This window comes from Psychrobacter maritimus (assembly GCF_029953575.1).
GTDB classification, from domain to species: Bacteria; Pseudomonadota; Gammaproteobacteria; order Pseudomonadales; family Moraxellaceae; genus Psychrobacter; species Psychrobacter maritimus.
On record NZ_CP124526.1, the window covers coordinates 2,037,909 to 2,060,760 of the forward strand.

Below are 22,852 nucleotides of genomic sequence, written 5' to 3' on the forward strand. Positions count from 1 at the left end.
ACAAACCTTATTTACGATAATGCTTACTATCAACACTCGGCAGATGATGCTCAGTACTGGTCACTTGATGATCATCCAAATAATCTTCTGGTCGCCCAAACATCTTCGCCGTCCACGTTAATATCACAATTGACGCACTCAGCACCATGATGGCAAAGGAAATCGTTGCCAATAGCCACAGATGAAAATTATCTGATACCGCCTGCACATCGACGACCAAATGTCGTGACAAAGCTGTAATCGCGATAAATATCAAAAACTGCACTGGCAAACGATGGGTTTTAAAGTAAATACCAATCATCGCCAGTAGTTCAAGATAAATAAACAGTAATAAGATATCTTTTAAATCTGCTGAGCCTTTTTGAAAAATCACAAAGAACTCTTTGCCCGCTGTCCAAACCACCACCACACTAATCAAAAATAAAATAATATAGTGGCAAATATCGACAAACTCACGGCCGATATGTTGCATGCGCTCATGTATTCCCATATTTGGCTTTGATACATGAGGGGTATTGGTTTGTTGGGCTTGATACGCTTGGTTATTTTTCTGTTCCGATTGCTGTTCTGGTTCTTGCTCTGACAGCGGCTTCATTAGCTAACTGCACTGTTGTCTAAACCAGCAGATTTTTCAGCCGCATCAACGGTTTGGCGAATAAGCGTATTAATCGTCATAGGGCCAACGCCACCTGGTACTGGCGTATAAGCACTAGCGATATTTTCTACGCTTTGCAGCTCGATATCACCAACGCCGCCATTATCAGTCGGATGGAAACCTGCATCGATGACTACCGCGCCGGTTTTAATCCAATCGGCTTTGATCAATTCAGGTACGCCCACTGCCCCAACCACGATATCAGCACGCTTAATATGGGATTCTAAATCTTGCGTTCTTGAATGGCAAATCGTTACGGTACAGTTGGCATTTAACAGCATCATTGCCATTGGTTTACCTAAAATAGCACTACGCCCTACGACCACGGCCTCTTTACCTGACAGCTCAATATTATAATGCTCTAGTAAATGCATGATACCTTGCGGGGTGCATGAGCCATAAGCGGACTGCTGCATCGCCATACGACCAAAGCCAAGACAGGTCACACCATCGACATCTTTTGCTAAGTCAATCTGCTCGAAGCAAGCACGCTCATCGATATGAGCCGGTACTGGATGCTGCAGCAAAATACCATGAACGTCTGGATTGCTATTAAGCTCGTCTATTTTTGCCATCAACTCTGCAGTCGTTGTCGCACTTGGCATTTCAACGCGAATAGAATCCATACCGACACGCTTACAAGCATTGCCCTTCATACGCACATAAGTCGCAGACGCAGGATCGTCACCGACCAATATCGTCGCTAGGCTTGGGGTACGTCCTGTCTTAGCTTTAATAGCGTCTACACGCGTACTCAGTTGCTGTTCTATTTGTTTAGCAAGTGCTTTACCGTCCAAAACGGTAGCAGATCCTTGGGCAGTTGACGTAATAGACGCAATTGACATAGTAACTCCAATAGAGGGTGCGATAAAAAAAGTAAAGACAGCGCCTGCAGTATCTTTGCATGCCTGTCTTATGCTCGGTCAATTCTTTTTGACCGTTAATTGAGACTGATATTGTACCTGTCTGGGCTAAAAAATCCTAGCACCCTATTCAAAGGCCTTATTAAAAATTAATAACATGGCCATAAAAAAGTCGAGCCATTAAATCCTAATAGACCGACTTTTCATGTTCATAAACTGATTAAACAGCCATTTAATAAGTCTGTAGCTCAATACCTACACCTAGGCCGACATCAGTGGACTGGGTATCAGAGTCAACTGCCCAAAGTCTACTAGATATCAGCGTCTTTGGATTGTATTGATGCTCCCAAGCCACATCAATACCAGTCAGCTTATCAATCGTTGGGAAGGCTTGATTAATGGCTTCATCGGCTTGATTCACCTTAGCATGCTGTACTTTTACATTAATAAAATTACGGTTATCGAGCCATAAGCGACCTCCAAGCGCGATACTTTCCGCATCGCCGCCTAGCGCATAGCCTAATGGAAAGCCTTGCTGATAATAGCCGTCGGTATAAATACTATGGTCATAAGAGATACCTCTTACCTCACCGCTAGTGCGGGTATCTGTATACTCCGCATACAGCTGATAAGGTTTTCCGTAAGCAGCAGACGCATAATCAACACCTGCTAAATACATATTTTTCGCTGGCAAGCCGCCTGCTTCATCTTCGCCCACATATTGAGCATAAACGCCAGCAGGCACATTGACTAATGGCGCTAAACTTAAGCGCGCATCAAATCCACCTAACTGATTAGCCGGATCGCCTCTTTCGTTACCACCATTATCTTTAGTTCCTAAAAGAGCATCAGTAAAGGAGCCAAGACTCTCTGGACGACCCTCACCGCCCCACATAAAGGTACGAGAAGCCCCGACTTCTAACCATTCCCAAGGACTAGCCGTCAGCCTTGCGCCAAACAGCTTAGCATCAGGAATTGCTTCATAATCTTCAAACTGACCAGCAAATAGCTGATACTGCCAAGGTCCGACCCACGATAAATATGGTGATGTCGGTGCAGATTGTTGGTCACGCTGCATGGTAAAACCTGCGACCGGCAAGCTTGCATCGCCTCGAATCAGGCTACCATCATGACCAGGTCCCCACCATGTAGGAATTTTACCTGCAATCAACCATTGATTAGCTGCGGTACCAGCAAGATATGAGCCTTCAAAGCTAACGTCTGAGCCATCTTCAATGAGTTTGTCATTTTTTAGATTGGCTTGTAGATTAAATTCCCACTCTGCTTCGCTAAGTGACACCCCAACGCTTGCTTGTTGACCCGCCAGCTTATCATCAGCAAATTTTTGTGGTAGCTGATCTCTATCGGTTTGTATATGCAGGGCGGCCGTCCCTTTTACCACAGAATTGCGGTTTTGAGCTAGGCGCGTTTGTACCGACTGCAGGATTTGCTGCTGCGCAGGTGTCTGAGCATTAGCCGTATTTAAAGCGCGCTTGATCTCATTGGACGTCAGTGGCCACGTGCTGGTGCTAATCTGCGCGACCCCTTGAGTATTTAGCCAGTCAAGATCGGCCTTAAGCTTTAGATCGTTCATATACAGGTTTTGTGCAGATGCCAGCATTGACACTGATGATAAGACACCAAAACCCAATAAAATACTTAGCTTCTTGTACATGATCAAATACTCTTTGGTTAAAAGGGGTTTATTATAAAGGCTATCGCTCAAACAGTAATATGGATTAACGTAATTAAAATAACGTCATTAAATTAAATTTAACCTAACAAATTATAAATTATTAGTCATCAATCTTAGTGAATACACTATCAATCGCCTGTACGGTTTGCTTAATTTCGTCTGCCGTCAACGTTGGATGCACAAGAAACATCAAGCTGGTTTCGCCGAGCTGCTTGGCGACTGGTAATCTACTTTCAGGACGTAAACCTGTATTATCAAAGGCCTTTTCCAGATAAACTTCCGAAGCGGAACCAGAAAAACAAGGAACCCCTAACTTATTTATCTCTTCAATAATCCGATCTCGTGACCACTCTTTCGGTAGGTTGTCTGGCTGCACATAGACGTAGAGCTTATAATAGGCGTGGGTCGAATCTGCAAACTGCGGCGACTCTTCTAATCTTGGTACAGAAAGATAGCCTTTTGCTTCCCATTTAGTACAGGCATCTAAAATAGCTTGAGAATTAGCCGTACGTTTGGCTGTCCACTCAGACATTCTCGTTAATTGAATGCGACCAAGCACCGCTTGCATTTCAGTCATGCGCCAATTGGTACCAAAGCTTTCATGTAGCCAGCGATAGCCTAGTGGATGCTCGGTCTCATAGACAGCGGCGTAGCTTTTACCATGGTCTTTATAAGCCCACATTTTGCGCCATAATTGCTCATCGTTAGTGGTAACCATACCGCCTTCACCGCCTGTGGTCATTACTTTATCTTGGCAAAAGCTCCACGCACCGATATGCCCAATACTACCAACGCTACGACCCTTATAACGTGCACCGTGCGCCTGAGCACAGTCCTCTATCACATATAGATTATGCTGTTCTGCTAACGCCATGATGCCATCCATATCACAAGGCCAACCTGCTAAGTGCACACAGACGATAGCTTTGGTTTTATTCGTTAATACTGCCTCGATCGACTCAGGGGTGATATTACCGGTAGCCTCATCGACATCAGCAAATACTGGTGTAGCGCCAATATTGACGACTGATGAGATACTTGCAATAAAGGTACGCGGCGTGACGATGACTTCATCGCCTGCGCCAATATCTAACGCTTGTAAGGCAACGTCTAATGCCAATGTACCATTACCCATCGCAATGGCATATTTGCTATCAGCCCATTTAGCGAATTCCGTCTCAAACTGACGACACTCTTGCCCTGTCCAGTAATTTACCTTGTTGGATAATAATACTTGACTGACCGCATCAGCCTCTTCTTGAGTAAAGCTTGGCCAAGGTGAAAATGGGGTGTTTAACATAGTTGCCTCGATGGTGCTTATTTATAATTGATGATTTATCATTGACGATTAGTGTTTTATAACGAAATATTTGATTCTGATTTTTTATTTATAGTTTTTATTTATTGAGGGGTCTTGCAGGATTACCAATCACAACTGTCCCAGCTGGGACGTCTTTGGTAACAACCGCTCCCATTCCAATAATGGCACCTTTACCGATAATCAATGGCTTATCAGGTGTGCCTTGTTTGATGACTGCCCCTGTGCCGATATAGGCATGGTCATGGATATGAATATTGCCATTGCAACTAACGCGCGGGGCAAAGGTGACATAGTCGCCAATCACGCAATCGTGTTCGACATAGCTATATAGATTGGCATGGAAGCATTTACCGATAGTGACGTTAGCAGCAATAGTGACAAATGGACTGAGCGCAGCACCAGCAGCGATAATCACTTCATCCATAATTAAGGTGGTCATTCCTTTTACTGTCCACAACGAGATACCATCTTGAACCAATTTATCTGCAATTTTTTGACGAATGCTGCTATTAGCAATGGCAATCAGGACAAATTTATCATCACAATTTATACTCTTAAATTTTGCATAATTCATCGCCGTATAGCCGTTAACATTAGTATCTTTATCTAATGCGTCGTCAATAAATACGATTTGGCTATCTACTTGAGCATCTAATCTTTGTAATTGATCAACGGCTACCGGCATTAAGCTACGACCACAGCCTGAGGCACCGTAGACGGCAAATACTTTACTCATAGCTATTTTCTAAAGCTGATTGATCTTGAGAACCGGTAAACTTACTCATTGTCGCTTCGCCGTCAGCGCTAATACCGTCTTTGATAACCACTTTTTTTACTGTTTTAAGTAGTATCTTGATATCTAACCAAAGCGATTGATTGTCTACATACCACGTATCAAGCTCAAACTTCTTATCCCAACCGATGGCATTACGCCCATTCACTTGCGCATAACCGGTAATACCAGGGCGTACATTATGACGACGCGCTTGTTCTTTACTATATAACGGTAGGTATTCCATCAATAACGGGCGTGGTCCGACTAAGCTCATATCGCCTCTGACAACATTCCACAGCTCAGGCAGCTCATCCAAACTACTATTACGTAGCATTTTACCAAAGTCAGTCAAGCGCTCACTATCAGGCAAAGGATTGCCAGCACTATCTATGGCATCCTTCATGGTACGAAACTTAATCATCTCAAACGGCTTACCGTCTAGACCCGGGCGTGTTTGACGAAATAGCACTGGCGAGCCTAAGTTTTTTTTGACTTTATAAGCGGTGATGACATATACCGGAGATAAAGCGACCAAAGCGGTGGTCGCAGCAGTGATATCGAAAAGGCGTTTGATCATTTTTCTTCCTGTGACTCTACTGTATAAATTATAAGCCCATCGCTTCTAGCATAGATTGATTGACAGCATCCACATCAAACTTTTCTTCTACCAATTGGCGTGATGCCTTACCCATTTCAATAATAAGCGCTGGATTAACGATAAAACGTTCCATCGCAGCCGCTAATTCCTCTACCGCTTTAACAGGAACTAAATAACCGTTATAACCATCAATCACTGTTTCACGACAACCTGGTGCGTCCGTCGTAATGATTGGGCGACCCATTGCCATCGCTTCTAGTACAGTGCGCGGTGTGCCTTCTCGATAAGAAGGCAATACATAAATAGAACTCGCTGCAATGGCTGGCTTCACATCATCAAGCTTACCCCAAAAGTTAAATAATTCTTCATTAATCCAACTATCTAACTCTTGTTGCTCGATAGCATCAGGGTTATCGTCGATCCAGCCTACTAAGTCAAATTGAGCTTGCGGATATTTATCTTTAATAGTTTTAGCAGCTTGAGCATATTCGCGTACTCCTTTATCACCCAGCAAGCGAGCTATCAATAGAAACCTAGGGATCAATATATCATCTATAGTGGCAAAAGGCTGGACACTATATTCTGATATATCAACGCCTGAGCCATTAACCACGGTAGTTGAGGCTTTAGGCTGCAAAATCTTCATAGTTCTAAACAAGGCTTCATCGTCAGGATTTTGAAAAAACACTTTATGAGTCGATGCTAATGCTACTGAATAAAGTTTATGCATTACTTTTTGTAGAGTAGACTTTTTATAGTCCTGTTCATCTGCTCCTTGAAACGCGTAACCAAGACCTGTAATCAGAGCAAAACGATGCGGCACACGAGCGAGTTTGGCTGCCAATGATCCATAGATGACTGGTTTAATGGTATAACCCATAACATGACTGGGCTTAATCTTCTTCATCAATAAGTATAAAGCAGACAAGGTTTTAGCATCGTTTAATGGGTTGGTCCCTGTACGCTGCATTGGAATATCGTGAAGAATATAACCCAATTCTTTAAGCTCTTTAGCCTCTTCAGGATGATTGTTAAACTCAGGAGAAGCAATATGAACTTCAAAACCTTTATTCTGTAGCATTTTAATTAAATGACCACGGAATTTTGAAATTGAGGCAGGATAGCTAGCAATTATTAGAAACTTCATATTTTACCGTATTAAAATTAAATTCTATATTATTGTAAAAACTATCTCTGCACACGACAAAAAAAATCATCCCCACCCGATTTTCATAGGTTTAGGGGTTAAAAAGCTAACTAACTGTCGAAATACAGTCTTATCATTATTAAAAAACACCAAGCGAAGGCCTTCAATCAATATATCCAGGCCAAGCGCAAACAAACTGGCTTGAGGTCGAGCGTTTGACTTCAACTTGCGTTTTAACGGCTTATCTTTGTCTTTATAAATACCGACATGATAAGCCCAACAAAATGCTAAGGCGTTCACTGCGACTAATTTACTGACCCGATCAAGATGGGTTAAGTGGGTATCTTCAAGATTAAAGCCACGGCCCTTTAGACAAGCAAATAAAGTCTCAATTTCCCAACGCTTGCCATAGCTTGTCATCGCATCCACTGTTTCTAGTTGATTGGTTGCGACAATCACTAAACCGTAGTCTTTATCACGCTTGGCAAATACTCGGACCAAACAACCATCGACAGTCAGTATTCGCCCATGTCGATATGTTTCTTGATGGCTAACATGGCGCAATAATTCTTTAATCTGTACCAGCTTGCCATGATGATTCCTAACTTTACTGTTCTTCTTAATCCGTATGGCAAAGGGTATGTGATTATTGGTGAGCCAGTTAAACCATTTTTCGCCAACAAACTCTCTGTCTGCTACTATCATCTCAAGGTTATCTTTGCCAAATTGTTTGATAAACCGCTCAATAAGTTCACAGCGTTCAAGATGGTTTGTATTACCTCGCTTATCTAGCATTTGCCAGTATAAGGGGATGGCTATCCCTTTATATACCACCCCTAGCATAAAGATGTTGAGGTTACTTTTACCCCATTTCCAGTTGGTGCGGTCAATGGTTAAGGTGACTTTGCCTAGCCCAAATAGTCGATATATCATCAAAGCCAGTTGATCGTAGTCTATCCTGGCTTCGGCAAAAAATCGCTGTAGTCTGCGATAGTGACTGTCGGTCTTGCCACCCTTAGGGAGGTGTCTTGCTATTTTTTTTAAGATTACTGCTTTGAGCAGTAATCAGGGCTATTATCATTAGGCTCAAACATGTGATTCTTGCCTTGTTCATACTCAGGTTTTGGGTTAAAGTTTCACTAAGTCTGTTAAAGTTTGGCATGGTCTGATTCGTCTTGAAAATTACTATTATGCCTTTGCTTTAACAGACTTTTTTGTTTTTTTGTCGTGTGCAGAGAAAAACTATATACTTGTATAAAAGGCATGCTAAGTTAAAGCATTGATGGAATTATATTTAGTATATTTTAATTTCAAAAAAAACAATCATATAGATTTATAAATTTTTGATTAATTTAGCAGGTACACCACCATATATGCTATTTGGTTCAACGTTCTTATTTACTATAGATCCAGCGGCTAATATACTACGACTTGCAATTGTCACTCCTGCTAAAACTCTTACACCACAGCCTAACCAAGTATCATCGTGAATAACGACAGGTTTAAAAACTTCACTATTATATTTGATAGGTTTTTCACTATCGTTCCATTGGTGATTAACTGTTAAAATAGAGCAGTGATGCGCTATTGATACATTGTTGCCTATAGTTAGTTCACCAGCACCATCGATATAACAACAGTCATGAATACTAACGTTGTTACCAATTTGGATATTATGGAAGTTTTTAATAGTCACATATTTGCCAATGTATACATTATCTCCGACATTATCAGACATAGATTTTAATAATGAATATCTTAAACCAACAGCTAACTTACTGCTAGATATAGATGAACAATCCCACAAGAAATATCTGATAGATAGTGGTGAAATAGCAAATACTTTAGATACTATACTCAAAGCGTTTTTGTATTTTTTAAACTGAATCTTACCACTCATAGCAACTCCTTATTTCATATTTATGTCCACATTATCATTTATATTATCTTTAACAAAAAAGACAAACCCTAATGGTAATGCAGGAAGCGAATATTTATAATTACCAATCTCATGTATTAACAATAAAATATTTTTGCTTTTACAAAATGAAAAGCGCCAGTAATTAACTGCAGATTTAAACTTCAGCATACTACTTGCAATTGGGTTATTAACGAGTTCTCTGTATAGTAAGCTTGAGTATTTTGGATTCTTTCTCCTGTTTTTAATACTATTATGAGATAACCCTCCTTCAAGATATTCTCCAACATATATAGGTTCATTAAAATATCTCATTTTATACTTAGTTGACATCTTATTCCAAACTATAGATTCAGCAACAAACTTCTCATTAGAAATGTCAGGAAATAGAAACTCTTTAAATAGTTCAGTTTTTATAACATGAGCCATATCAGCACTAATTTTATAAAAACGTCTTCTTTCGAGTAGGTTCGAATCTACTACCTTATCAGGGAATAGCTTACCGCCTATAATATCTCCGTTTGGATAACACCTGAATCCTGTAACTCCAATAATATTATCATCATCTTTAACTGCATGATAATAGGAAGAAACTATTTCTAAGCTATTATCCAATAAATAATCATCACTATCGACGATAAAAAACAATTCTCCATCAGCTAGCTGTAAACCCTTATTTATAGCCCTATGCTTACCTCCATTGGCTTGCTTGTAATATATTATTTTAATACAATCTTCTTTAATAAACTTACGGATTAAACTCTCCGTATCGTCAGTACTGCCATCATCTACAATTACCCATTCAAAACTTTTATAAGTTTGACGAAGCAGACTGTTATATAATCTAGCAAGAGTTTCTTTTCTATTAAATGTAGGAGTAAATATAGTTATAATCATAATTTAATCGTCTCATCGCATACGCTTAAAAGTTAGTTGAAATCTATTTAAAACATCCTAGCTGAAAGCATATTTTATTCAATTTCTATACGGTTATATTGATCAGATAATCTAACAATGTCGTCTTCACCTAAATAACTTCCTGACTGTACTTCAATAATCTCTAAAGGAATCTTTCCAGGATTCTCCAAACCATGAATCGCACCAACGGGGATGTAAGTTGATTGGTTTTCAGTCAATATCAACTCTTTATCACCATTAATAACCTTAGCCGTACCAGAAACAACGATCCAATGCTCAGCCCTATGGTGATGCATCTGAATAGATAATCTCTCACCTGGGTCAACTGTAATACGCTTAACTTGATAACGATGACCTATATCTATACAGTCATACTTACCCCAAGGCCTGTATACCTCTCGATGTAAACTAACTTCGACACGCTCTTGTTCTTTTAAAATACTGACAACTTCTTTTACGTTTTGCACCTGATCCTTAGCAATAACAAGTATCGCATCCTTAGTTTCTATGACCACAGTATTTTCCATACCCACCATAGTTACCAATCGATCACTAGAATATACAAAGCTATTTTTGCAGTCTCTTACTAGCGCATCCCCATGTATTGCGTTACCCTCCTCATTCTTTGTACTGATATCCCATAACGCAGACCATGAGCCGATATCATTCCATCCTGCATCTAATGGTACTATCACAGCATCTTGAGTTTTCTCCATTACTGCGTAATCAATAGAGTCTACAGGGCAACGTTCAAATGCAGATTTATCAACTCTCAGAAAATCTAAATCATTTGTAAGGTCTAACATAGACTCTTCACAGGCTGCTAGTACCTCTGGACGATGCTTAGCAAGTTCGTTTAGATAGCGGCTTGCACGGAACATAAACATGCCACTGTTCCAATAGTATTCGCCACTTTCAATATATCCTTCTGCAGTCTCAATATTAGGCTTTTCTACAAAATTCGAAACTGAAAAGCTTATATTATCTTCTAATCGCATACCCCGCTTTATATAACCGTAGCCTGTTTCAGGAGCAGTTGGCACAATACCAAATGTGACTAACTTACCTGAATCAGCTAATGGTATTGCCTGTTGTACTGCTGCTTCGAAAACTGGCTTATTTTCAATAACATGATCTGCTGCTAATACTAGCAAGATTGGGTCTTCTGAATTTTTGGTTGCATATATAGCTGCTAATGCGACCGCAGGTGCTGTGTTTCTTACAAATGGCTCTAGTATTATAGTAGGCATTTCATTATGCTGGCGTAGCTGTTCGGCTGCGATAAAACGGTGCTCTTCATTACAAATAACGATGCTTTGATTGATATCTAGTCCATCGATCCTAGAAAAGGTTTCTTGCAGCATAGTACCTTCACCTGCCAATGACAAAAACTGTTTAGGATACATCGCTCGAGATAGAGGCCATAAACGACTACCGGTACCACCTGCAAGAACTACTGGAATAAGCATAAAGCAACCTAAAAAACTTATAATAGAAATATACTAGATAATTAGTATGATGATGAATTAATTTTCCACTTAATTTTTTTATTTTTTTTCAATAAAACTCTTCTTATATTCACAGGTATAAGAAATAAAGAGCTTAAAATTAAAAAATTAAAAAATTAACTTTATTTATATAAAAAACACGTGACAAGTAAAATATAGATAGATAAAAATTATCAAAATAAGAAAGAGTTATCAGACCATTTCTTAAAGCTGATTTACTTAAGGCTTTTGTAAATGAATTTTTTTGATTTATAAATTTTAGAGTTTCGTAATGTAAAATAATAAATATGATACGGTATTTCTTTCAATTTATCGTTCGCACATCTACTCTTCCCATCACTGTGTACAGTAACTAGTGTACGAAGGCTATGAGCTGTCTTACCTAATAAAGCTAAACGAAACCAAACATAAATATCTTCTCCTCTACCAAATCCAACTGGAAAACCCTTGATAGCCTTAAAGTCTTCTTTTCTTACACATGCAGATGAGGAGTTTATTAAGTAGTTAACCTTTGAGTAATCTTCAAAAAAATCACCTGTTAGTTCAGCTTTATTCATCATATCAAACTTCTTTAAAGAGCCTTCAACATAAGACCGAGTTGAAAAAAGGACTGAATCTTTATTATTCAAAATAAGTCTTACGATTTCTTCCAAGTTTTCATGATGCCACTCATCATCACCATCTAAAAAGCAAATATATTCTGAAAATGCAATATTTGAACCATAATTACGAGCAAAGGATACTCCTTGATTAGGTATAGAATATACCTTCACCCTGTCATCATATTCGTATTCTTTAGCTATATGTAATGAATTATCTGTAGACCCATCATTTATAATAATAAGTTCAAAAAGATTGTATTTTTGGCATAAAACACTTTCAATAGCTCTGCCTATAGTATCCTCCTTATTATATAAAGGTATAACTATAGAAATACTAATTTTCTTCATATGTTCACCGTTTAGCTATATATTTATCTACTAGAAAAAAAATTTTTCCAAAAGGGGTAAACATAAAATATTTATTTATGTGATCTCTATATCTTATATTTTGATATTTATCCTTGGCATGATAGTAGAACCTCCAATAGTTTATAACATACCTTGCTTTTTTTATAAATCTAATCTCGCTATCTAGATAGCTAGAATACACACTCATAGCGTTTATAGGAGCGCAAGTCCTCAGTTTTAAAGACTGTGCTGATAAACCATCTTCTTGGTATTCAGCACGCATAAGATATTGGTTCACAAAATATGAAAAGTGTGTCTTATCAATATGATTAGAAAGCCAACTTTCTGCCATATACTTTTCTTCTTCATGGACTGGAAAGGGATATTTAATTGCTATACTCTTTCTAATTAATGGAGCAGTATCAAATAAACCGTCTAATTCAACCCATTTACAGTACTTACTTTTACCGGTTTTTTTAAAAAACCTATCGTTTTTATCATTTATTTTAGCTAAACCAAAAATAGAACCAATACTTTCATCGATTTCATTATCTAGTATATTAATTATTCGCCCCACAGTTTCATCAAAAGACTATCATCACTGTCCATAATAAATATCCACTCATAATGGGCATGTATAACACCTGTATTAATAGCTGAGCATTTGCCTCCGTTATTTTTTTTATAATATCTAATACTAAAATTAGACTCAACTTGATATGTCTTGATTAATGCTTCGGTATCATCATTACTACCATCATCAATAATTAACCATTCGAAACTGTAATTAGTTTGCTCTATCAAAGACTGGTACAGCTTAGGTAATGTATGAGCACGGTTATAAGTTGGTGTCAGTATGGTTATCATTGGAAGTAAACTCTCATATGATCAAGCATTAAAATAGGATATAAAGAAATAAAAACAAGCATCAAGATATTTTTATATTGTCGTGAATTTAAGTTTGATATCTGAGTAAACATCATGAAAGGCATTAAAAACCATGAGAATCCAGCAATTCGGTCAGAATAAGGAATAAATACCAATAAAAAATAAGCGGATGCCATTATTGAGTAAATTTTAATCATGTCGATAGAGAGCCTAAAATCCTTAACTTTCTTTTGTAAATACCAAATAACCATTAATGGTAAAACCGTAAAAATAGTGAAATCCAGTCTAAAACCCAACTGATAACCAACACTTTGAAATTCACTACCAGAAATGAAATCTTCATCAAAATATGTATCAAACCCTAATTCAGAAATCATACTCTCAGGAAGGATAAGCGCAACTATTGACTCAACCATACCGGTAGCGGCAAGAATAATCGTAAAAACCAATGTCAAAATGGACCACGATAAAGAAACCCTTCTATAAAGAAAAAACCACACCAAAAATACTATATTGGCTAACCAAAGAGATGAGTGAAAAAGAGTTGCCGTAAAAAGCAGTGCTATTCCTTTTAACCACTTGGGATTTTCATTGTCTATGATGCAATTCAATCCCCATAGCATAAAACCAAAAGCTATACCTTGTTTAAAGCCACTTGCTAAATAGTTTATATAATAGGGATAAAGTAGATAAAGCATCATTAATGATGCTGCATCGAACTTATTTACCCGCTCTCTAAAGGCTAAATAAAGGGGTACAAGGCATAAGAAATACACTAAAGAGAAAAACAGTATAGAGTTAGTGCTTATTAGCGCTGTAAGCCAGTTAAACAATGCAAAACCGAAAGGGCTTTTATCATAATCAAGCAGTTCAGAAAAACTGAGCCTAGCTATATTGTTTAGCCCTAACATATAACGCCAAGGATCACCTGCCGGCTCTCTAAATGACAAAGTAATCCATAACCAAACTACTGTCAGGATGGAGAAAATAATAACACCAGCTCGTGCAGTAGCATTTTCTCTTTTGATAAAAAGAGCCAAGAATACTAGGCATATCATGCTATAGAATGTGAAATTAAATACTATCACGGTATCCTGACCTTAGCTTTTAAGCCACTAGTGAATTAGTACTTCTTCAGCACTGAGCGTTGTGTTGAGCGGTGGTTTTTTAGCTACTTTCCTACCCGCATTGACACCCTTGATGACAGAGATAAACGGATTTATAGATTTATCTAGCCTGCTATATGAGATACCTAATAATAGTGTCCGAGCTAAAGATGTCGGCCAGTAAATCGGTGCTAAATGCCTAAAAACTAAGATACCTCTATTATGACCAAGACCATACATATATTTAGGCCAGTCTTTCAATACCCTACAGCCACCCATTGGTGCAGCGAGGTGAATAAGATGCGCATTTGGCTCAAACCATGCTTGGTAGCCCGCTTTTTCTAACCGTAAAGCAAGTTCGGACTCTTCGTAAAGTGCCGCACCAACGCTAAGGTTTTCATCAACCCCACCAACATCAATAAATGCTTTTCGTTTAATCGAAAAGTTGCCACCTGGTGCATGACAGCACCAACCTTCTTTCTTTGACGAATAGTTACGAATTGCTGTTGCTGTCCACTTATTGAAAGAGCCAGGTAAGGCAGAAGTAAGCACTTCACCATTCTTTTCAGTGATTCCGCCGGCTATTAGTGTGGCACCCGTATTTAGATGCGCTTTATAATGATTTTCGACCAAGTCTGTACTGCAGCGTATGTCATCATCAATATACAAGATGATATCGTTACTGGCTTTCTGTAGGCCAAAATTACGTGCTTGGGGCAAACCCTTAAAATGCGCTTTGAAATAACGACAAGGTACTGATGATTTTTTAAGTAACTCAACTGCCTCATTATTTATATCGTCTGACTGATCAACCACTATTACTTCAAAATCCGTAAAGTCCTGCTTCAAGATATCTTTGATAGTATCTAACAAGACCTCTGCACGATTAATGGTAGGAATAATAACAGAGACTCCATTAACATTCTTTGTTTCTGTCATTAGTATTTCTCCAATATAGTCAGTAGGGCTCGTGTATAGTGTTGCCAAGTGCAATGATTCTGTACACGCTCATATCCAAGCTTACCTTGCTCATAAAACTCTTGGGGATTATTGACCAGTTTTTTAAGATATGTTGCAACCGCTTGACTATCATTTTGATCGATTAGCCAACCACCTTCATTACTCTTAATAGCATCAGGTATACCCCCAGCACGCGTACCAACTACAGCCAGACCTGCTGCCTGTGCTTCTAAAAATACCATTCCAAACCCTTCAACACCTCTTTGTTGCTTATCTTCTCGGGTGCACAATATAAATAAATCTGCTGCCTTATATAACGCTGGCAAATCCTCATCTGAAACAAACCCAAACCAATTAATATAATCATTAATTTGCAACTCTTTGGCTCGATGCTTGAGATTCTCTAGATGTCTACCTTTTCCAGCTACAACGTAATGAATATGCTCTAACTGCTCTTTAGAAAGAGAGGCTAGAGCATCAAGTATGACGTCATGTCCTTTATAATCATCAATACGCGATACACTGAGTACTATAGACTTATCAAACGGCAAGCCTAGTGTCTGCCGAGCCTCAGCCTGAGTTATATTTGTCGCAAAATTTTCTAAATCAACTCCAGGGTTAATCACTTCAGTTTTGATATTAGGTGAAATATTAGCGACTAGCTGTTCAGTATACTGACTATTACATACAACACAGCGAGCTGATGTGAGAACTTTTTTGCGCAGCCAAGATTTTAATAAATATTTTGGACCTTTAGGGTAAGGCATTACTTCATTACCATGAGCTAATATATAAAGGTTGGTCCGACGAAGTAACAAGGCCAAGGTACCTTCAGGATTCCATACTGTGGTAATTACCTTAATTTGCTTAGGTTTAGATATTAAATACTTAATCAACTCTAGTTCCCGCAAACCTTTTTTACGAGACAACTCAATTGTTGGCAACTCTGGCCTTGATAGCCTCTGCTCAACATTATCAGCTTTAAGAGTACATACTTCTAGATTCATTCCACTATCAGCTAACTGCTTAGCAAAAGCAGATGTTAAACGGCTGATGCCACCATCATTAGGAGGATAGTCATAGCTTAAAATAATTAATTGCTCTTTCATGTTGAGATATCCTTTGCAATTTCATCAAATAGTGTTGCAAAAGCTTTGGTTTGTGAACTAGCTAAGTAACGATTACGATAGTCAGCACATAAATCATCTTCATCTCTATCGTTATTTTCTAACCATTCTTGAAGACGTAAAGCATCTTCCTCTACACTATTTCTTTCTAAGAAAAAACCAAGACCAGCTTTAGTAAGCTCTTTTCTGGCTTCACTAAGTTTTGGAACGTCCGCAATGACCGGCACTCCTAAAGCAATATAGTCAACCATTTTTGCAAAGTTAGTCCACCAATAACGATTACTACCAGGAGCAAGAATACATGCCTTAGCTGATTGTAAAATACTGTAGAGCTCCAATTGTGGCAAATGATCTACGTATTCAACTTCAATCTTCCAATCACTTATATTTTCCAAAACCTTATCGATAATTGGTCTATTAACATCTGACCGACCTACAAATATCATTTTTAAATATGGATTATTTTTATGTAGATTATGAAGTATACGGAATATATAGCAGTCTTGTTCAGGCATTACTTCACCTGCAAAAACAATACTGCTAGCATAGCTATCATTTACATTTTTAATGCAAGAAAGATAATCATTATCAACTCCTGTAGGGATAAATGTATAGCGACTATCATTCAAACCATAGAGATCAGAAAATATAGAGCTATAGGTTTCTGATAAACCTGTTACTTTATCAGCTTTATCAAAAGTACTTTGCAGTATTTTTTGCTGAACTTTTTGCCCAAAATAGTTGTTAACACTATTTTTATAACCATAGCCACAAGGATCTCGAAAATCTGCTATCCATTTAACCCCTAGTTTATCTTTAAGTTCAATTGCTATACCTAAATGACTATACGGGTTAGCAGTTGTATACATAATCTTAATATCATATTTTTCAACTAGTTTTTTAGCAGTACTCATTGAGGCCAAAGCCCATGCCCAATGGGCATCAGGAATACTGCAAAGAGTTCTTGAAACAGATGAATTGATTACAGACAATATTCCACCAGGTCTACTTGAAAATAGGCGATTTGGTAAGATCTCATTTATATCTATATCTTTTTTGGAGTTTTTTATGGCGGAAAAACTACGATCTTTACCACCAAACGCCATACGTAAACCACGTAAACTCGGTTCGATATGACGTGTACGAATTATTTCTACACAGTCTGGTAACTCTAATAATAATTCCTTGTTATTATTATATAGATAATTAGTATCAGTAGTTAAAACTATAGGTCTATATCCATAGTGTGGTAGATATTTTACAAGCTTATGAATGCGGAACATAGCTGCATGTGTTTGAGGAGCAAAAAAAGGTGTAATTATCAATATTGGAGTCAAGTTATCCTGTTTCACGAAACTACCTATTTTGTGAGTGTGTATTTATACATGTTAATATTACTTTCTATAAAACATTGAAAATTAAATTTATTTTTTATTTTTTCTATTGCAGCTTTAGCAATACTCTCTCTTAATCTTTCGGACTCAACTACTAGCTCAATCATATTAAGAATTGTTTTTGGCTTTCGAGGGTCACAAAGCCAACCGTCCACACCATGTTCCACAAGTTCAGGACCGCTAGACATATTAGAGATAATTACTGGTAAGCCAACAGCCATTGCCTCTAAAGGAGCTAATGCAAATGCTTCAGAAAATGAAGGTAGTATGGCAAAATCATAATTCCTCAGCGATTTTATTAAGTCTTTGTTATCTATGTGATCTATAAATTCAATAGACCCCTTTGTTTCTCCTAAAATTTTAATCATTTCCTCTTTACTTGAATAACCATTCTCATAGGTATCTTTACCAACAACACTTAAAACCCAATCTGGATTTTCCAAACTAAAAGATCGCCAAGCCTCTGCTAATGGATAAATACCCTTTTTTTCAGATAAGCTACCAAAGTAAATGACTTTTTTACTCTCACTATAATCTATTTTGATATAGGCTTTAAAGCTATCTACATCTATCGAATTATATATTACCCAAGGGTTTTCAGGTAAACCAAATAAACGCTTAGTTTCTTCAGCTGTATACTGGCTCACTGATACAATATCAGAAGCTGATTTCAGCTGTTTTTCTTCTAAATGCTTAATAATAGCAGATGGCTTCATATTTCTTTCAGAACTAAAGTATGTATGGCTACCATGTAAACGAGTAATACTACTTTTAGCTAATTTGGGTATATAGGAAATACTAGCCTCAAAATCAGGACACTCTATAATATCAATTGGTTTAATTAATGCTATTTTTTTCAAATGTTTATAAATAGCTACTCTATTAGCAATAAGGCCTATTCTGCCTGTTACGTGGGGAATACGAATCACTTTTACTTTGTTAACCTCCTCTTGTAATTTATTTTCAATACTTGGATAAGTGCCAATCACATGTACATCATGACCATGCACACATAGGCCTTCAGCAATCTTTTTAGTAAAAACACCTATTCCTCCGCTTTTACCAGGTGGATACTCATTACAAATGAAAACAATATTCAATTTATTAGACATTTACGATTCCATTAGTTTAGTTTTTCGATAATTAAAGTAAAAACATTACTATAATCTATGCTTAAACATCGAAAATACAGATTCTAAAACAAACTTTCTCATTAATAAGAATGCAACTAAAGTATAACTAGCTACTCCCGTAATTATTTTTGTAATCAATATACTGTACCAAGTAAGTTGTAAAATATTAGCAATTTTTTCTACTGCTATTACCGTAAAAGTCATCGCTATAAGGCTAATAGCGACTGGTAGCAATTCTTTCAATGATTGAATAAAAGATAAATCAGCGACTTTGTGAGCCAACCATAAAGCGGGGAAGAAAATAACAATACCCATTACAATACCGTATGCCTTAGCAATCCCTAAAGCTCCATATGGTAAAGCCAAATAAAAGCTGACACTCAATAACGCACCACTGATTACTGTTAGCCACAAATACGCTTTGGCTTTACCTACTGCTGTGAATAACCATCCAGTAGTGTTATAGAGCGGTTGGGTGACACTTGCAATACTCAGCCATATAAGCAAAGGAACAACCTCCTGCCATTGACTCCCATAAATTAGTTTTACCATTTCATCGGCAGTAAGAGCAAATCCAAGAGCCATCGGACAGCCGATAAGAGCTATCATTTTTAAAGCTTTACGATAGGCATTAGCAAACCTTTCTTTATCATCTTGTAAAGCAGAGAGCGAGGGGACCATTAAATTAGTAAGCACACCTGTAGCCAACATACTAGGTAATAACATTAAAAAGTATGCTCGATTATAAAACCCTAGCTCTTCTGCTCCCCAATACTTCCCAATTAAAACACTATCTAAATTTCTAGCTATATAGATCAATAAGCCATTTATAGCCAACATACCACCAAAAGTTACTAGGCTTAGCGTCCCGACTCCTCGACGCGGTTTGGATATCTGTATTTTACTCATCGGTAAGGCTAATAGTACTCTTGCTATACCAGTACTCAGACTTTGAACTACTAAAGCCCAGTAACCTAAGCCTGAGAAAGCAGCGACTAAAGCAAATATTGCACCTATAACAATAGCAAAGACTTCTACTTGAGCAGCCGCCTTGTAGTTCATAGTACGATTAAGTAAAGCCATAGGCTGAGCGGCAATACCACTCAATACAAAGCCAGCTCCTAAGGCAGCAGTAATTGCTACTAACTCTTGCTGATTATAAAAATTGGCAACAGCAGGTGAACCTAATATACATATGAGCCAAAGAAATACACCAACACCAAAATTAATCCAAAATAGGTTACTAACTTGTATTTTATTTAATTGCTTCCGTTGTATGGTCGCCCAGCTCAAGCCCATATCAGAAAACACCATTAGTAGAGCTGTGAGCGTAGCTACCATACCTACTAGCCCAAAATCACTGGGACTAAGTAGCCGAGCTAGTACTGCCGTTGTACCTAGACTTAATAGATTACGAGCAATAATTTGTAGAGCTGTCCACTTGACCCCTTTACGAGCACGATTACCGACATCATTTGAATTAACACTAGCGATATTATCTTCTGAAGGAGGGTTTGCCTCATTATTACTCATAAACTTTTCTTATCTCAAAAAACTAACATACCAAGGCATTGCTTTCTCAATACCTTGAATAATATTAAACTGCGGCGCATAGCCTAACGCATTTTGTATTTTGCTTATGTCAGCCTGACTATGCCGCACATCCCCTGCTCTAAAATCTCGATAGACTGCTTCTTGAGTGTAGCTAACTCCGTTAGCACTTAAATGCTCTTTAAGTGCTGAAAACAGCGTATTAAGGGTAGTACGACCACCAACAGCTACGTTATACACTTGGTTCTTAGCTTCTTCAGTAGCAGTTGCTGCTAGGATATTAGCTTGTACGGCATTTTCAATAAAATTAAAGTCGCGACTGGTATCGCCATCGCCATTAATGAACACCTCATCACCTGCGATCATAGCAGCCGTCCACTTTGGTATTACCGCTGCGTAGGCACCATCTGGTGTTTGGCGTTTACCAAAAATATTGAAATAACGCAGACCAATCGTCTTAAACCCATAAGTACGTGAGAATACATCTGCATAAAGCTCATTGACATATTTAGTCACTGCGTAAGGTGATAACGGATTGCCAATGTTATCCTCGACTTTTGGCAATGCTGGATGATCGCCATACGTTGAGCTACTAGCCGCATAAGTAAAGCTAGCAACCTTTGCATCACGAGCTGCTACGAGCATATTTAAGTAGCCTGAGATATTCGTATCATTAGTATTAATGGGATCAGCGATAGAACGTGGTACTGAACCTAGTGCTGCTTGATGCAGTACGTAGTCTACGCCTATACATGCTGCCTGACAGTCATCTAGATTACGAATATCGCCTTCTATAAAGGTAAAGTTCTGCCACTGATCTTTACTTACTAAACTCTGTACTTCATCTAGGTTATGCTGAAAGCCAGTCGCGAAGTTATCTAAACCGACTACTTTTTGATTTAGTAATAGTAAAGTTTCAAGTAAATTAGAACCAATGAACCCCGCTACCCCAGTAATCAGCCATGTCTTTGACTCGTTAATTAATACTTTTTGAACTTTTTCATATGCAGTTGACGTCATGATAATTATTTTCCGTATTTTTATAGATTTATAAGCGGATATCAGTGTCTTCTTTGGTAAAGACATACTTTAAATCATAAAGCACGTGTTCATTCTTTCCAAACGCTCTAATCTGATCTACACCCAGCTCGACGAACTCATTATGCGCGACGGCTAAGATGATACCATCATAGTTATTTACAGCGGGCTTGCTGATAGGCGTCACATTATATTCACGCTCAGCTTCTGCTTTATCTACCCAAGGGTCATAGACATCAACGTCGATATTATATTCTTCTAACTCATGGACAATGTCGATGACCTTGGTATTACGCACGTCGGGGCAGTTTTCTTTGAAACTCAGGCCTAAGACCAATACCTTGGCACCTTCAACTTGAATACGCTTTTTAATCATTGTTTTAACCAGCTGTGTGACCACATACTCACCCATGCTGTCATTCAAGCGACGACCAGCCAATATAATCTCTGGGTTATAGCCAATCGCTTGCGCTTTATGAGTCAAGTAATAAGGGTCTACACCGATGCAATGACCACCGACGAGGCCTGGACGAAACGGTAAAAAGTTCCACTTGGTGCCAGCCGCTTCTAAGACTGCTTGGGTATCGATACCCATTTTATTAAAGATAACGGCTAACTCATTAATTAAGGCAATATTGACATCTCTTTGGGTGTTTTCAATCACCTTTGCCGCTTCCGCTACTTTGATGCTTGCTGCTTTATGAGTGCCGGCAGTAATAATTAAATTATATACTTCATCCACAAAATCAGCGACTTCAGGTGTTGAGCCCGCCGTTACTTTTAAAATATTAGTAACGCGATGTTCTTTATCGCCCGGGTTAATACGTTCAGGACTATAACCGGCATAAAAGTCTTGATTGAAGGTTAATCCCGAGACTTTCTCCAACACCGGAATACAAACTTCTTCTGTGGCCCCAGGGTAAACGGTCGATTCATAAACCACAATGTCGTCTTTTTTAAGCAGACTACCGATAACTTCTGAGGCTTTAATTAAAGGAGTAAGATCGGGCTGTTTATAATCATCGATAGGCGTCGGTACCGTAACAATAAAAAAATTACAATCCTTAAGCGCTTGTATATCGGAGCTATAATTCAAATGCGATGCTTGGGTCAGCTCTTCATCACTAACTTCCAAGGTATGATCTGTCCCTGCACACAGGGCCGCTATACGACTGGCATTAATATCAAAGCCTACTACTGGCAGATGTTTACCAAACTCAACGGCTAAAGGCAAACCCACATAGCCAAGTCCGATAACTGCTATTTTTATATTGTTAATATCTAGCATAATTTTCCTTTGTTCATC

General features: G+C 38.2%; 22 protein-coding genes. All 22 read right to left on the reverse strand.

Going from position 1 to position 22,852, the window contains the following annotated elements; translation table 11 throughout:
* Positions 1–7: 7 nt before the first annotated feature.
* Complete coding sequence (locus QJS82_RS08510; RefSeq protein WP_438656698.1) at positions 8–490, reverse strand: phosphate-starvation-inducible protein PsiE; 483 nt, start codon at positions 488–490, stop codon at positions 8–10.
* Between the two features lie 104 nt (positions 491–594).
* The gene (folD, locus tag QJS82_RS08515; protein WP_281490195.1) at positions 595–1,500 is read right to left on the reverse strand and encodes a bifunctional methylenetetrahydrofolate dehydrogenase/methenyltetrahydrofolate cyclohydrolase FolD; all 906 of its coding nucleotides are present in this window, start codon (positions 1,498–1,500) and stop codon (positions 595–597) included.
* 250 nt (positions 1,501–1,750) lie between these two features.
* Positions 1,751–3,193, reverse strand: a complete 1,443-nt coding sequence (locus tag QJS82_RS08520) for a capsule assembly Wzi family protein (RefSeq protein WP_281490196.1) — start codon at positions 3,191–3,193, stop codon at positions 1,751–1,753.
* A gap of 121 nt (positions 3,194–3,314) precedes the next feature.
* On the reverse strand, positions 3,315–4,514 hold the full coding sequence (locus QJS82_RS08525) for a DegT/DnrJ/EryC1/StrS family aminotransferase (RefSeq protein ID WP_281490197.1): 1,200 nt from the start codon (positions 4,512–4,514) through the stop codon (positions 3,315–3,317).
* A 97-nt stretch (positions 4,515–4,611) separates the two neighbouring features.
* Positions 4,612–5,271, reverse strand: a complete 660-nt coding sequence (locus QJS82_RS08530; protein WP_281490198.1) for an acetyltransferase — start codon at positions 5,269–5,271, stop codon at positions 4,612–4,614.
* Positions 5,264–5,887, reverse strand: a complete 624-nt coding sequence (locus QJS82_RS08535; protein WP_281490199.1) for a sugar transferase — start codon at positions 5,885–5,887, stop codon at positions 5,264–5,266. Before QJS82_RS08535 ends, QJS82_RS08530 begins: the two co-directional genes overlap by 8 nt.
* 28 nt (positions 5,888–5,915) lie before the next feature.
* Complete coding sequence (locus QJS82_RS08540) at positions 5,916–7,055, reverse strand: glycosyltransferase family 4 protein (protein WP_281490200.1); 1,140 nt, start codon at positions 7,053–7,055, stop codon at positions 5,916–5,918.
* 66 nt (positions 7,056–7,121) lie between these two features.
* Complete coding sequence (locus QJS82_RS08545) at positions 7,122–8,117, reverse strand: IS4 family transposase (RefSeq protein WP_348651563.1); 996 nt, start codon at positions 8,115–8,117, stop codon at positions 7,122–7,124.
* Between the two features lie 271 nt (positions 8,118–8,388).
* Positions 8,389–8,955 carry an acyltransferase gene (locus QJS82_RS08550; protein WP_281490201.1) on the reverse strand — a complete coding sequence of 189 codons (567 nt, stop codon included), beginning with the start codon at positions 8,953–8,955 and terminating at the stop codon, positions 8,389–8,391.
* Positions 8,956–8,964: 9 nt separating this feature from the next.
* Positions 8,965–9,870 (reverse strand): glycosyltransferase family A protein, encoded by a 906-nt coding sequence (locus QJS82_RS08555; protein ID WP_281490202.1) that lies wholly within the window; start codon positions 9,868–9,870, stop codon positions 8,965–8,967.
* Between the two features lie 74 nt (positions 9,871–9,944).
* On the reverse strand, positions 9,945–11,360 hold the full coding sequence (locus QJS82_RS08560) for a mannose-1-phosphate guanylyltransferase/mannose-6-phosphate isomerase (RefSeq protein ID WP_281490203.1): 1,416 nt from the start codon (positions 11,358–11,360) through the stop codon (positions 9,945–9,947).
* 254 nt (positions 11,361–11,614) lie between these two features.
* Positions 11,615–12,349: a glycosyltransferase family 2 protein gene (locus tag QJS82_RS08565; RefSeq protein WP_281490204.1), complete on the reverse strand. Its 735-nt coding sequence runs from the start codon at positions 12,347–12,349 to the stop codon at positions 11,615–11,617.
* Positions 12,350–12,353: 4 nt separating this feature from the next.
* On the reverse strand, positions 12,354–12,926 hold the full coding sequence (locus QJS82_RS08570; RefSeq protein ID WP_281490205.1) for a hypothetical protein: 573 nt from the start codon (positions 12,924–12,926) through the stop codon (positions 12,354–12,356).
* Positions 12,914–13,216 (reverse strand): glycosyltransferase family 2 protein, encoded by a 303-nt coding sequence (locus QJS82_RS08575; protein ID WP_281490206.1) that lies wholly within the window; start codon positions 13,214–13,216, stop codon positions 12,914–12,916. The genes QJS82_RS08570 and QJS82_RS08575 overlap by 13 nt, the downstream gene beginning before the upstream one ends.
* A complete protein-coding gene (locus QJS82_RS08580; protein ID WP_281490207.1) occupies positions 13,213–14,325 on the reverse strand; it encodes an EpsG family protein in 1,113 nt (370 codons plus the stop codon). The genes QJS82_RS08575 and QJS82_RS08580 overlap by 4 nt, the downstream gene beginning before the upstream one ends.
* Before the next feature lie 27 nt (positions 14,326–14,352).
* The gene (locus tag QJS82_RS08585) at positions 14,353–15,282 is read right to left on the reverse strand and encodes a glycosyltransferase family 2 protein (RefSeq protein ID WP_281490208.1); all 930 of its coding nucleotides are present in this window, start codon (positions 15,280–15,282) and stop codon (positions 14,353–14,355) included.
* Entirely contained in the window at positions 15,282–16,412 is a 1,131-nt protein-coding gene (locus QJS82_RS08590; protein ID WP_281490209.1) for a glycosyltransferase family 4 protein, read from the reverse strand. Before QJS82_RS08590 ends, QJS82_RS08585 begins: the two co-directional genes overlap by 1 nt.
* Positions 16,409–17,782, reverse strand: a complete 1,374-nt coding sequence (locus QJS82_RS08595) for a glycosyltransferase family protein (protein WP_281490210.1) — start codon at positions 17,780–17,782, stop codon at positions 16,409–16,411. Before QJS82_RS08595 ends, QJS82_RS08590 begins: the two co-directional genes overlap by 4 nt.
* A gap of 8 nt (positions 17,783–17,790) precedes the next feature.
* On the reverse strand, positions 17,791–18,936 hold the full coding sequence (locus tag QJS82_RS08600) for a glycosyltransferase family 4 protein (RefSeq protein ID WP_281490211.1): 1,146 nt from the start codon (positions 18,934–18,936) through the stop codon (positions 17,791–17,793).
* A 48-nt stretch (positions 18,937–18,984) separates the two neighbouring features.
* Complete coding sequence (locus tag QJS82_RS08605; protein WP_281490212.1) at positions 18,985–20,490, reverse strand: lipopolysaccharide biosynthesis protein; 1,506 nt, start codon at positions 20,488–20,490, stop codon at positions 18,985–18,987.
* A 9-nt stretch (positions 20,491–20,499) separates the two neighbouring features.
* Positions 20,500–21,528 (reverse strand): NAD-dependent epimerase/dehydratase family protein, encoded by a 1,029-nt coding sequence (locus QJS82_RS08610; protein ID WP_281490213.1) that lies wholly within the window; start codon positions 21,526–21,528, stop codon positions 20,500–20,502.
* Positions 21,529–21,556: 28 nt separating this feature from the next.
* The gene (gene tviB / locus QJS82_RS08615; RefSeq protein ID WP_281490214.1) at positions 21,557–22,834 is read right to left on the reverse strand and encodes a Vi polysaccharide biosynthesis UDP-N-acetylglucosamine C-6 dehydrogenase TviB; all 1,278 of its coding nucleotides are present in this window, start codon (positions 22,832–22,834) and stop codon (positions 21,557–21,559) included.
* Between the last annotated feature and the right edge of the window lie 18 nt (positions 22,835–22,852).

Coding starts and splice junctions, on each gene's coding strand:
- QJS82_RS08555 (WP_281490202.1), bottom strand. CDS start 9,870: ATGATTATAACTATATTTACTCCTACATTTAATAGAAAAGAAACTCTT.
- QJS82_RS08510 (WP_438656698.1), bottom strand. CDS start 490: ATGGGAATACATGAGCGCATGCAACATATCGGCCGTGAGTTTGTCGAT.
- QJS82_RS08590 (WP_281490209.1), bottom strand. CDS start 16,412: ATGAAAGAGCAATTAATTATTTTAAGCTATGACTATCCTCCTAATGAT.
- folD (WP_281490195.1), bottom strand. CDS start 1,500: ATGTCAATTGCGTCTATTACGTCAACTGCCCAAGGATCTGCTACCGTT.
- QJS82_RS08600 (WP_281490211.1), bottom strand. CDS start 18,936: ATGTCTAATAAATTGAATATTGTTTTCATTTGTAATGAGTATCCACCT.
- QJS82_RS08605 (WP_281490212.1), bottom strand. CDS start 20,490: ATGAGTAATAATGAGGCAAACCCTCCTTCAGAAGATAATATCGCTAGT.
- tviB (WP_281490214.1), bottom strand. CDS start 22,834: ATGCTAGATATTAACAATATAAAAATAGCAGTTATCGGACTTGGCTAT.
- QJS82_RS08560 (WP_281490203.1), bottom strand. CDS start 11,360: ATGCTTATTCCAGTAGTTCTTGCAGGTGGTACCGGTAGTCGTTTATGG.
- QJS82_RS08535 (WP_281490199.1), bottom strand. CDS start 5,887: ATGATCAAACGCCTTTTCGATATCACTGCTGCGACCACCGCTTTGGTC.
- QJS82_RS08525 (WP_281490197.1), bottom strand. CDS start 4,514: ATGTTAAACACCCCATTTTCACCTTGGCCAAGCTTTACTCAAGAAGAG.
- QJS82_RS08585 (WP_281490208.1), bottom strand. CDS start 15,282: ATGACAGAAACAAAGAATGTTAATGGAGTCTCTGTTATTATTCCTACC.
- QJS82_RS08520 (WP_281490196.1), bottom strand. CDS start 3,193: ATGTACAAGAAGCTAAGTATTTTATTGGGTTTTGGTGTCTTATCATCA.
- QJS82_RS08575 (WP_281490206.1), bottom strand. CDS start 13,216: ATGATAACCATACTGACACCAACTTATAACCGTGCTCATACATTACCT.
- QJS82_RS08610 (WP_281490213.1), bottom strand. CDS start 21,528: ATGACGTCAACTGCATATGAAAAAGTTCAAAAAGTATTAATTAACGAG.
- QJS82_RS08530 (WP_281490198.1), bottom strand. CDS start 5,271: ATGAGTAAAGTATTTGCCGTCTACGGTGCCTCAGGCTGTGGTCGTAGC.
- QJS82_RS08540 (WP_281490200.1), bottom strand. CDS start 7,055: ATGAAGTTTCTAATAATTGCTAGCTATCCTGCCTCAATTTCAAAATTC.
- QJS82_RS08565 (WP_281490204.1), bottom strand. CDS start 12,349: ATGAAGAAAATTAGTATTTCTATAGTTATACCTTTATATAATAAGGAG.
- QJS82_RS08550 (WP_281490201.1), bottom strand. CDS start 8,955: ATGAGTGGTAAGATTCAGTTTAAAAAATACAAAAACGCTTTGAGTATA.